Below are 12,931 nucleotides of genomic sequence, written 5' to 3' on the forward strand. Positions count from 1 at the left end.
CATGGGGATACACTAACAGAATAGACTAATTATATACACCTATAATGGCTATTTTTGTCGCACTTTCCTACTATGTCTAACAAGTAAATGAAAAGCAAAAAATGTTAACGAAAGCACCGAGACGCCAGTCACACTACTACCTCCAGCAACCAACATGCCACGAGAGCACTTCTCACGTTTTTGACACAAGCCATTCTTACGAATAGTAGGCTGCTTATTTTCGCTCATTCTCAGTCCACTGACATTCGAATCACTTGAACCATAAGAATTATCCGACTGTCTTGAATCAGTAGAAACACCACCTGAATCATGAACAGACGGACCAGACATAGACTTATTCCGCTTAGCCTTTGACATACCATCATGATTATCACCAGACTCCAACGTCACACTTGGACCATAAGAATTATCCAACTGTCTTGAATCAGTAGAAACACCACCTGAATCAAGAACAGACGAACCATGCTTAGATTTTGGAGTCTTCTTTTGCTCAGTCTTAGAAATCACTTTAATTTCACTAATAGTTGGACTACCCGGATGCCCATTATACATATCAACATTCGGATATACCTCATCTATCTGCACACGCAATTCGCTAGCATATTGAGAATTCTCGAAATTGATATCACTGAGATCTTCCTTTGCAGCATTATCTTTTCCATATATTCTTTTCCATGAGCTCTCACTATACGCTGAACGATCACACTGATTTTTTGTCCATAAGGAGAATTTTTTAATGCGATGGTTCACGTTACCCTCAACAAATTCTTCAATTTGCACAGCATCGAACTTAGCATTGCACCCTAATGTGATATCAAGCGTCACTGGATAATTTGGATTATCTGGAGCTGCCCAACGCGTAGATATGTCACCGTCAGTTAAGGATTTAGCAGCATACTCCGGCTCAGTACGTGATTGACTTGCTATAACATTCTTATCTTTCGCAATGTTCTTTGGTTCTATATCCTCAATTTTTTTACGTTCATAAGCTGCGTTATTTTCCAACCAATACAGCAATCGAGCACGACCTCCGCCAACACGTTCTAGTTTTACATCCTGCTCATCATCACCATCTTTAAGCGGAACTGTCTTAGCTATGTATGTACGCGGATCAACCTGCATGAGTATTGCATTTCTAGAAGGTCTTTTTACAGTAAGCGTGATATCCTGTGCCGTTTCAGCATAAGAACCATTATCATTACGTGTTGATAAATAATATGATGGATAGCGAGTATCACCAGTTAAAGCATTAACTACCAACAATGCCTTTGGTGCATATTTACTTTCACCAAAAATCTTTTTACGAATTTCCTCATTAAGATCTTTTAGTGTTGAGAAATGACCGACAAGCACATCTCCAGGTTTTCCGTTATTAACAGTTCCGACATTCTTTACGGTAATCTTTTGCAACCCAAATTCTGCATTCGCTAGCTTTCCCTCCGTGCTGTCAAAAGCTCCCATACGGAATCCCTGAATATTCGGAGCAGATGCACGATCTGCATATACGCCAGATTTCAATCCTGCATACTCATTATTCATTGCAACCAAGTATTTCCCAAGGCCCTGCACATCTTTGAAAATGCTAGAAAACTCGTAGAAGCTTCGCGTTGGAGCTCCATCTTGGTCAATAATCGAACTGCGATCATAAGCATTATATTCCATACGGAATAGCCCAAACCATTTTTGGCCAGTAGCTAATCCTATCATAGGAACAATCGACTTTTGAGAAGCAGAAACATTAGCATCCCAGTTGTAATCTAAATATTGTCCAAATAGAACTGGCTGACTGCAATCACCTGTCAAACCCTCTAGGGCTGCTTGTCTCTGAGAAGTCCATAGCTTATTCTGCAACATGTTTGCCACAATTTTACTTGGCTTTGGACCTTGACCTGCACCATAATAATATGTATCCCACGAAACAAGATCAGGCTTTGCTGTTTTGACAAAATGACTCATATTGGAATGCGTTTCCCAACCAAGACCAAGAGCTTGATTAGAATGCACTATTGCCCCAGGATACCTATTCTTAGACCAACTGAACCATCGATTAAATTTCTGTACTTCACTTTCGCTATAACCTCCCTCATCACCATATTGAATATCAACAAGACTATTAGCATATGGCTTCATTTCTTCAGTCAAAAAATCTTTAGGTACACTATTTTCACCCATACTATTGCCACCCTTTGGAGCTTTAGCAAGTGACCAAGGCACACCTTTCCCTAATTGCCGCATCAATGGAGCATTAAATAAAGGCTTATCATAGAACATAGGGAACGATCCGCCAGTTAAACGGCGTTCTGCATCGTTATAAACTCCACGCCCATAGCCTTCAGAAGGTACCCAAGTTGGCAATAATACACCGTATTGCAATGCCAATGCTTGTGCACGATTCACACCATATTTATTTTCATTTGCATTAAAACTGGTATATTTAGGTTTTTCATCAGGTACTTTAATTTCTTTTGGATTCTGACCCTCAGGCAACCCCCACACTTCTACTTCTTCCAATCTCATCCCAGTGGCACCTATTCCGTTTTGCTGTGGATCGTGAATTTTGGGCTTGTTAAGCCACACACGTATATCTTGTGTTTTATGATAACCGTTCAAATCCCAATACCATAAGCCATCACTATCACGCGTAAGGCTTGCATTGGTGACAACCGTATTCCAATTGTCACCAGCTTTGACATCAATAGCAACAGAATGCCCTCCTTGCCACCCAGGGGAGCCAGCTGGCATGGTCGGCCAACCATAAGCTTGTATACGTCCTACATAACGAGGGCTATTTAAATGAATTGTAAAACCAGTTGATTTGTTAGACCATTCAGCGCTATCTTTCAAACTCGTAGTATTCCAAGAAGTGGCACGCATACCATCCGTAACAATTAGATTGTCATTATCATTTGCACCATTTATCTTCACAGTTGCATTAATTTTTTCATTGCCACGGAAATCTGTGTCAACCTTTGTCACATTTACAACATATGTACTTGCAGCATTACCAACAACAACTTTTGCAACTATAGCATTAACACCTTTTGTTAACGGAATGCCCGATACTCTTCCATCAGAATCCACCTTGCGGCCATTGATAGTAGCCGTAGCCCCAGTGGGCAACTTAACTCTGGCAGACACAGAGGTTGTATGATAGTATGCAGTAGATTCATAAGTATATTGCGATGGGCTGAAAGTAACTGGCTTACCAGGAGCACCAAATGGCAATTGATCAATGAAGAAATCAATAGGCGCAGCTGTTGCATCACCCCGTCCTTGTTTCTTCATATGTTCAACTGGTAAACATGGAACAAGTTTGATGTCTGAAGCCGACATATCTTTTTTACTACTATCAACTGCTTTAAAACCAACCAACGTCAATATTGGCTTATTGGTAGATTTAAACGAGATAATTTGCGGCTCATTGATACCTTTTAAACCACCAGTTGCAATCAATTCGCCATTATTAAATTTCGTTTGATGAACTTTAGAACGCCAATTAATATCTTTCTTATCAGATGGATTTCCTGGATCTTTATCGAATGCAAAAACACTATAAACACCTGGCGCATTCGAATTACCTTGCACTGATTCATACGATGGCCGCGCAGTATACTGAATTCCACAAACCTCTCTATTAGTATTATTTTTTATAGCGAGAATGTGCGGGAAATTATCGTATCCACCTTGCCATTTTGTTGTCCAAAACGTTTTAGCACTATCCACGCTCCCATCGCTATCAGTAAGCGCAGAAATGGTACCATTTGGCTTTTTCTCACCATTTTTTTCTTCAGAACTTGCCCACAGTATTGAGGGATGGAATGGATCAATTGAATCTTCCTGTGGCACTGAAGCTTGTGCAATCATCGGACTAGCCATACTGATCGACAAAGCAAATATTGCGCCGCCTTGCAACAATCGTCGAAACTTCATGGGATTCCTTTCTTCATTAAGCCAGCCATCCACATCTCTTCATCGAAATGTAAATATGTGTACCTCAAACAAAGATAAAATCGATAAAAACGCACACACATTTGTGCGGTTAATGCACAAATGACTGAATTACATACGGGCTGCCATCGCTGCCAGCCACAGTTATAAATAATCAAGAGCAACAATATGCATCGCATATACGTATTGTTTACACTCATTATAATAACTAGAATTAATTGTATACTAAGTTAACAAAAAACACCATACACTCAAAACCACAAGTTTTATCAATACACAACTAAAAACACTGCAGCGCAAAATAAGAAATTACAAAAATCTTATTTACAACAATGCAGTGTTAAAAAATACTCTAATCAGAATCTCTGGTGGGGTTTATTGGTATAAGGGTTATTTATTCTCCAGCGAAAACCACACCTTTTCGAAGCATAATATTCGCATATTGAGCACGTTCACCAGTAGCAACCACACAATACGCATTCTTCGCTTCATCATAAAATGCAAAACGATCCAAGGTTCCTATGGTATTAGCGCCGCGCTTATCAAAACCAGAAATAATATCTTCATAGTCTTTCCAAATTGGAGTTTCACAAGAATCCCCTGTAACAACTTCCATAAGAGTAACTGGCTTAGATGTGTACTGGTCAAGAGGCATAAGCTTCAATATCGCTTTTAGCAATTCTGAAGTACCATGACCATCACAACGAACAACAATTGCATCTTTTCCTACCGTTTCGGTTGGAAAATTTCCATCTGCCAAAACCAAAACGTCTCCATGTCCCATTTCGCAAAGTACTTTCAATAATTCTGGCGATATAATGGGATCAATGCCCTTTAACATAGAAATCTCCTTTGATTTACACAATAACTATTTCCGTTAGTTGACAATCATTGGCAACTAATAGGTTGAATAATATCACACGATATTAATAAAAAATTCCATAATTATAGCAAAATATTCTTTGCTGATTAAAGAAAAATATGAACTAACTAGTGAATTCAACTAGCCCAAACACTAGCGTCTTGGTCATCTTCATCAATATCGCGAGTCATAGGAGACGAAGTGGAATACGTGTACTCATCATCTACCACACCAGAATCAGCATCCGCATTAATCGCGGCCAAAACACGCTTGTCCATCTTATATTGCGGTAAAACGTTCTTAATATAGCTTGTTACAGCGTCTTGCATAGAAACATCATGCCCAACGCGTTCCGCCATAAACCAACGATGATCTAATACTTCATGGAAGAACTGTGCAGGTTGGATTTGCGATCTAAACTCAGCAGGAATCATGCGTACCGTAGGCTCAAACACCTCACGCATCCAATCAGTAGCAACAATCTCCAACTCTTCGCCCTGGCGCCACGTAGACGTACGATAAGCATCTAAATCATTAAGAAGCCTACGAGCCTGATTCTCCTGAACATCAAGACCAGTCAAACGAAGTAGCTTACGTGAAGCATAACCAGCATCCACAACTCGTGGACGAACCAACACTCTTCGCCCATCCACAGAAGTCTTCATTTCCAACTCGTCAACATAAAAACCAAGCTCATTAAGCCTATTGACTCGTCTTTCAATACGCCACATTTCGTCTGGGCTAAATTTGTCCACATCTGTAAGCGTGCTCCAAAGAGAATGATAACGGTCAACTAGCCTATCTCCAATGCTAATCTCATCAACCTCACCAGGCAAAAGTTGACCAGAACTTAAATCCATTAGTTCGCCAATTATGTTTGTGCGAGCTAAATCAATATCGTATTCACGCTGACCTTCTGTAAGGCTTCCATGCAAATCACCTGTTTCAGCATCAACTAGAAATGCTGTAAAAGCGTCCGCGTCTCTTAAAAATAGAACGTTAGAAAGAGAAACATCTCCCCAATAGAATCCCGAAAGATGCAGACGAACCATAAGCACAGCAAGCGCATCAATCAAACGCTCTGCAGTATCAGGTCTTAAGGTACGAGCAAACAGAGCGCGATATGGAAGAGAGAATTTAAGATGACGAGTTACCAGCATTGCCTCAAGCGGTTCACCGTTCTTATCTTTTCTACCAGCTACAACCGCTATAGGAGTAACGGTTGGAAGCTCCAATTTGCGCAAACGCCTTAAAAGCTCATATTCTCGTTCAGCAACTTGACGAGTAATTTCCTTCATTGCATACACTTCGTCACCTACGTGCACAAAGCGCACAACGTGCCTAGAGATACCGCGCGGCAAGTTTACAAAAAGATTCGTAGGCCATTGAGATAATGGAAGCTCCCACGGAAGCATAAACATTTGAGGATTAGAGCTTGCGGCAGTAATCTTCAAAGCTTGAGGCTCTGCAGAAGATACAGTTTCATCCTGCGCAGATACTGATGTTGCTTGCATAGCACGTGGATCCAATAAAGGAGTATCGTTCCATTCCATAAACTTTAATCTACCCGTTAAGTTCGAACGCCAATAATTGAATAATAAATCGCAATCAAATTATAACTAATCGCATTATAACTAATCGTAAATAATTCAAACGATGCGAAAACGGGGCTCGCGTAGCGAACCCCGCCATACCCTTATACAGAAATCTTGGGCACTTTAGACAAAGCACCCAAGAAAACAGCAATTAGTTCAAACGCAGCTCTGTAGAAGGTGCAAACAGGTGCATCTTGGATGGATCAATCTTGATCTTTACAGTGTCACCGACCTTTGGAAGCGCACGTGGGTTCACGCGAATCGTTGTGAGCTTGTTCTGGTCACTCATCATTGTAGACGCTTCTTCTGGAGAACCATCAGTGATGATGTTTCCGTAAATATAACCGTCAGAGCCAAGATCTTCCACGTTCACAACCTTCAAGGAGAAGGCATTTGGATCATCAGAAGTTGCCAAGCTTGCATCTTCTGGACGGAAGCCGACAATAATCTGACCCTTATCTTCTTCAGTAAGCTTATCAACAGCTTCTGCTGGAAGAGTGATGGAATCTTCGCCAATTTGAGCCTTGCCATCAACAACTGGATGCTGGTTGATGTTCATAGATGGGGAGCCAATGAAGCCTGCAACGAAGACGTTCGCTGGACGATCATAAAGCTCGGTAGGAGCACCAACCTGCTGCAAAACACCAAGCTTGATTACAGCAATACGATCACCCATTGTCAAAGCTTCAGTCTGATCGTGGGTCACGTAAAGGGTAGTGACGCCAAGCTGACGCTGCAATGCTGCAATCTGTGTACGAGTCTGTACACGAAGCTTTGCATCAAGGTTGGAAAGAGGCTCATCCATGAGGAAGACTTTTGGTTCACGAACAATTGCACGACCCATTGCCACGCGCTGACGCTGACCACCAGAAAGTGCCTTAGGCTTACGATCCAAGTACTCAGTCAAATCCAAAACCTCAGCAGCCTTTTCAACACGCTTGCGGATTTCTTCCTTACTTACGCCTGCAATCTTAAGAGCAAATCCCATATTGTCTGCAACAGTCATATGTGGATACAATGCGTAGTTCTGGAACACCATTGCAATATCGCGATCCTTTGGCTGCATTGTAGTAACATCTTGACCACCAATAAGAATGCGACCTTTGTTAACCTCTTCCAAACCAGCTAACATTCTCAATGTAGTTGACTTACCGCAACCAGATGGACCAACGAGTACAAGGAACTCGCCATCCTTAATAGTCATGTTCAAATCATCAACCGATGGCTTGTCATTGCCCGGGTAAATACGGGTGACATGATCAAATACAACTTCTGCCATGATATTTTCCTTTCATCGGCAGGTACGTGCCGAACGATCCGTTGTGAAGGGTGTGCACTCAAGACCCCAAGTCCTACGTCGGCGGCGTCAATCGTCCACATTTACTTACATGGTTCATTGAAGGTTCTCTTCGTTGAGCCATGCTCTAATATATCATGTTTATTTAGTAAAAACAGCAAAATTACAGTATTTTCTAGCATTTCGGCGTGTCGAACAGATAAATCACATATAAACAATGTTTAACAAACACGCATTAATATGCATTAAATATATAAACATTTGTTTATAAAATTTTGTATAAATTTTCCACCAAAACGCATAATTGGCATACTCTCCCATTACCATAATGCATTATGGAAGATGTGAGCATATTTGATTTGCGTTCTGGTCAAAACATTGGCGGATACACGCTAATTGAACGCTTAGGCGGAGGCGCTATGGGGTCTGTCTGGCGCGTTCACGATGATGGTGGCCAACTTTACGCAATGAAAATTCTGCGCGCATCTATGTTAGAAGATCAAAGTGAAGATTTAGATTCATTAGAAAACACTAATCCTCAAGAACAAGCAAGACTTAGACTTAAACGAGAAGCTCTAGCTTTACAAAAAATTCATCACGAAGGCGTGTGCTCAATAGTAGATATGGAGCTTGATGCTTCCATAGCCTTTATAGTTACAGAGCTAATTGATGGGCACAATCTTAAAGAAGATGTCGCTATTAATGGTCCATATGTCGCAGACGATTTAGAACGACTCGCTCATAAGCTAATCGATGCAGTAAAAGCTGTTCATAACGCTGGAATAATACACAGAGACATTAAGCCTACAAACGTTATGATTTCTACAACAGGACCAGTTTTAGTTGATTTTGGTATATCTATGGGTCAGGGCGAATCACATGTAACACGCACTGGTTTAGTTATGGGCACCCCTGGTTTTATTGCTCCAGAAATCATTGAAGGATCAGACTCTGACGAGATTACGGATTGGTGGAGTGTTGCTGCAGTTCTTGCTTTTGCTGCAACAGGAAAGCCTGTTTTTGGAACAAAACCAATAATGGCGGTTTTGGAAAGGGCAGCTTCAGGAAACGCTAATCTTAATGGACTCCCTATAAATACTATGCATGCATTTAGATCTGCATTGAGTCCTAAAAGAAGCGAACGCTGTACTCCCGAACAACTTGAGCAAGCTATTTACCAAGATGCGTTAAATCCCCTGTCTTTACAGGAATCTAACTACCCTTTTGACTATACGGCTGATGGGTTAACCGTACCTAATCAGCTAACACAAACTCGGATTATGTCAGAAAATCCTAGAAAAATGTGGGTTTCTGAAGATACTAAAAGAAGTGATTTTACAACAACTGTTAATACAACACGTTTTAATACAGATTCTGATTACTCTACAAAAATTGTTGATAGACAAAATTTCAATCAACAAGATGTTGATGAGCAGAATAATGTTTATCAAGATGAACAGGAATACGAGAATAAGCAAGAATACGCAAAAAATTCTGAACAGGGTAACATACATCCTAAAATAAGCAAATACATGTTTCGCGGAACATTTTTTTTAATAATATTTGCAATACTTTCCTCATCTATTTCAGTATTCTCTATTATTGACGCACTGTCTGCAAACATTATTCTTATGCTTGTTACAGCCACAATAGGATACAATGTTTGCGCGCAATTACGCAGACAATCCGCAAATGATTCGACTGGTGGAAAAGATTGGCTAATAAGAATCGGGAGTATACCTTGGCATTTTGTACGAGCGTCTATTTACACGATACCTAGATTAGTCACAATGATAATTACAGGTGTTATTGGCGCATACATCTACCCACTTATGATTCATGCAACTCCACAATTAATTAAATTCAAAATATGGTTTATTACCATACATTTTCCAACTTACTCTCCAGAGGTTTTCTCTCAAACATCAATTGGATATCTTATTGGTTTTATAGCAGGATGGATTATTGCTTTTATTTTAGGGAAAACTAAGATCTTCAGAATCGGGGCAGGAGCAATTCTCGGAGCGGGAAAAATCTCAAACGAGCAAGAAATATAGACAGTTGATACCGTCAACTAGACTATTCTGCAGATATTTTTATTCCACGAGAACATCACCAAATTTGCTTGTACAGAAACCTGTGAAGAAAGGAACAACATGCCAAACATTAATCAAAACAGCATGCAGAATCACAATGGTAAGGATCTTAAAGACAAAAAGGCTAAAGAGTTACGCCAGCAAACTATTGTTGGAATCGTTGTTGTGGTTATTTTACTTGGCATGATTGCTGCGATTGGCATTACGGCTCTTAATGCAAACAATATGGAAAATCAAAAGAAAATTGAGCAGGCTCAACAAGCAAGACGCGCTGTTAAAAAACTTACGACTAACCAAAAGCCTAAGTACGCTAACAACGAGGGCGGAATTTTAATCAGCAAAAACGGCTATGGAACAACAGTTGAGAATGCTCCAACCATTGCAGTTTATGCTGATCCACTATGCCCTGGGTGCGGTAATTTTAATCGCGATTCCGATCAAATGCTTATTGCCATGATGAAGGCTGGTCAGATTAACCTTGAGATTCACCCAATGTCATTCTTAGATCGAATTTCTAGCGACCACTATTCAACACGTGTAACTGGCGCAATCGCATACATTTCGTCTAACGACGACAATCCTTTGCATTTGCTTCAATTTATTAACAACATTTTTGCTGAAGATTTCCAGCCAGAAGAAGGCGATGATTATAAACCTGTAAGCAATGAAAAGCTTATTGAACAGGCAGTTAAGGCTGGAGTTAGCAAAGAGGTAGCAAGTAAAGCGTTTGATAGGAATTATCTCGCTTGGCAAGACGCTATTAATTCCGATACTCCAAATCGTAAAGCTTTGTGGAATGTTAGCGGACAAAATAAGGGAGCTATGACAACTCCTACAACTACTATCAACGGGAAACTTCTTGATATGGTTGAAGTTAGCAAGAAGAAGCTTAGTACACCAGATGCAATTCTTAAGTCTATTGGGTTAGACAAATCTAAGGTTGGAGTTGAAGGTGTTATGCCAAAAATAACTGACAAAGATCAGCCAAATCCTATTGACTAGTTCTTGTTGATTAGTGTTTCAGCGCAAACAAGTTGCATTTTGGCATTGGGTGCTGGTACACTAATCAATGTTTTGCGCGCAAGCTAGTTATTGCACGCAGAGACGTGCCTCCTTAGCTCAGATGGCCAGAGCGGCCGCCTTGTAAGCGGCAGGTCGCCGGTTCGATCCCGGCAGGAGGCTCTGTTTTATTCTTCTACTTGTTAAAATACGATCGTTAATAGTGTTAAGTTGAAGGCTTTTGGCAATTTTAGTAAAATTTGCATTAAAGGGTTAGAATTAAAGCAAATACGTTTATAGATTTGTCGTATGATAATTTATAAAAAGTAAGACTTATTCATCATAAAACATAAAATAAAAACTTACAAAAGATTTGCATTGTAGACTTTGCTTGAGTAAGTTCTCGGAAATCTTCCCCCAACTCAGGATTTCCGAGTAAGAGGGTGGAGCGTCCCCCAACCAGCTCCTCCTCTACGGGGGCGGGAACAATCCCCTTCTCTCCCGCCCCCATTTTTATGATAGATTTCATCAACATTTAGAAGCTTTTAGCTCAGTTGCGAGCATTATATATAATTAAAGTTCAGTTTTACTTTGGAAGTGAGGTTGAATGGCACGCAGATGGACGCCTCAGAGGTTTGTTGTAATGAGAAGAATACGCATCCTTGTATGCGTTTTGGCTCTTATTATCTCAAGCACTGGGATTTTTACTCTTTCTGCGCGCAAATCTGTAGCTCTAATTGTCAATGGTAAAACAAGAATTGTCACAACCTATGCGTCTACTGCACAAAGACTTCTGCAGGAACAAAAAATACCCGTTAAAACGCATGATCAAGTTATTAGTACTTCGGGAGAAATTCTTGCAGATCACACAACTGTAACTGTTAGGAGCGCTTACCAAACTTCTGTAACAGTAGATGGCATAACAATACCATTTTGGACTGTTGCAACCAGCGTAGATCAACTAATTGGATTCTTCCAAGCAAATGCAGATCATGCTGCAAAAATCACAGTAAATTTGCAGAATATTTACGACAAACTCACTGGAGGATTGTCTATTAACAAAAAAGGACCTGTAGAGGTTATTTGCGATGGCAAATCTAGGATAGCGCCAGATGGAACACTTCCAGCAAGTTCTATTCTCGATTCTCTAGGAATCGTTTTGGGAAAAGAAGATAGAGTTACCGTAAGCGAAAATGGATCACAAACCGTATTACGCATTCTTCGCGTAACTCATGGAAAAGAATCTAGAAATGTCATCGTTCCTTTTAACACTAGAACGATAAATGATCCAAATTTGCCATCTGGAGTGAGAGTTGTTAGACAATCTGGAATAAATGGCGAGCGAACAGATTTATACAATGTGACTTATGTTGATGGTAAAGCAGAAAGCTCTGTATTAATAAAACAAAACGTGATTACTCCTACAACAGATCAGATTGTTGCTGTAGGTAGCAAACCTAATTATCAAGCCCCTAAGCAGAATAAGCAAAGTAGTAACAACACTAACGGAAAGACTTCACAAAAACCTTCTAGCAATACTAATTTGAATAAAACTAACACTAAACAAGAAATAAAACCACAAGAATCTAAAAAACCTTCTCAAAATAGTCAATCCCAACAAAGTGTGCAAAATTCTCAAAACCATAACAATAGTAATTCACAAAATCAGCATCAATCTAATGCGAATAATCAGCAAAATCCTTCTTCCTCTTCTCAAACACAAGCACCTGCAGCATCACAGCCAGCATCACAAACGCCAGCTCCCGCTCCTGCAGCCCCACCAGCACCTGCTCCACCAGCCAACAATCCCAATGGCATGGTTCACGCCACTCCTGAGCAAGCAAAGCTATATGCTCAAGCTGCATGTGCTCAAATTGGTTGGACTGGTGCAATGTGGGAAGATCTTGTTAATTTGTGGACAAGAGAATCTCACTGGCGTTGGAACGCAGAAAATAAAAGCTCTGGCGCATACGGAATACCACAATCTCTTCCAGCAAACAAAATGGCGAGCGCAGGAGCAAATTGGCACGAAGATGCATCAATACAAATAACGTGGGGAATTAATTACATTAAAAGCAAATACGGGAATCCTAGCGAAGCATGGAAGCATTCAGAAAAGTTTGGATGGTATTAA

7 protein-coding genes and 1 tRNA gene are annotated in these 12,931 nt (G+C 40.4%); 4 read left to right on the top strand and 4 right to left on the bottom strand.

Going from position 1 to position 12,931, the window contains the following annotated elements; translation table 11 throughout:
• Positions 1–48: 48 nt before the first annotated feature.
• From HXT25_RS02905 to HXT25_RS02920, 4 genes are all read right to left on the bottom strand, one after another.
• Positions 49–3,930, bottom strand: coding sequence for a discoidin domain-containing protein (locus HXT25_RS02905; protein WP_004137732.1), 3,882 nt, complete (start codon positions 3,928–3,930; stop codon positions 49–51).
• Between the two features lie 412 nt (positions 3,931–4,342).
• Positions 4,343–4,789: an RbsD/FucU family protein gene (locus HXT25_RS02910; RefSeq protein ID WP_422118649.1), complete on the bottom strand. Its 447-nt coding sequence runs from the start codon at positions 4,787–4,789 to the stop codon at positions 4,343–4,345.
• A gap of 158 nt (positions 4,790–4,947) precedes the next feature.
• Entirely contained in the window at positions 4,948–6,363 is a 1,416-nt protein-coding gene (locus tag HXT25_RS02915) for a DUF4032 domain-containing protein (protein WP_004114068.1), read from the bottom strand.
• A 193-nt stretch (positions 6,364–6,556) separates the two neighbouring features.
• Entirely contained in the window at positions 6,557–7,684 is a 1,128-nt protein-coding gene (locus HXT25_RS02920) for an ABC transporter ATP-binding protein (protein WP_004114066.1), read from the bottom strand.
• Positions 7,685–8,037: 353 nt separating this feature from the next.
• On the opposite strand from HXT25_RS02920, the gene HXT25_RS02925 reads away from it, so the two are divergent.
• The 4 genes from HXT25_RS02925 to HXT25_RS02940 all read left to right on the top strand — a co-directional run bounded on the left by HXT25_RS02925 (position 8,038) and on the right by HXT25_RS02940 (position 12,931).
• Entirely contained in the window at positions 8,038–9,759 is a 1,722-nt protein-coding gene (locus HXT25_RS02925; RefSeq protein ID WP_020760898.1) for a serine/threonine-protein kinase, read from the top strand.
• A gap of 99 nt (positions 9,760–9,858) precedes the next feature.
• A complete protein-coding gene (locus HXT25_RS02930) occupies positions 9,859–10,800 on the top strand; it encodes a DsbA family protein (RefSeq protein WP_004114060.1) in 942 nt (313 codons plus the stop codon).
• A gap of 106 nt (positions 10,801–10,906) precedes the next feature.
• A tRNA-Thr gene (locus HXT25_RS02935) sits at positions 10,907–10,980 on the top strand.
• Positions 10,981–11,404: 424 nt separating this feature from the next.
• Complete coding sequence (locus tag HXT25_RS02940; RefSeq protein WP_004114057.1) at positions 11,405–12,931, top strand: G5 domain-containing protein; 1,527 nt, start codon at positions 11,405–11,407, stop codon at positions 12,929–12,931.

The organism is Gardnerella sp. DNF00476 (assembly GCF_049262735.1).
Classification (GTDB): Bacteria; Actinomycetota; Actinomycetes; order Actinomycetales; family Bifidobacteriaceae; genus Bifidobacterium; species Bifidobacterium vaginale.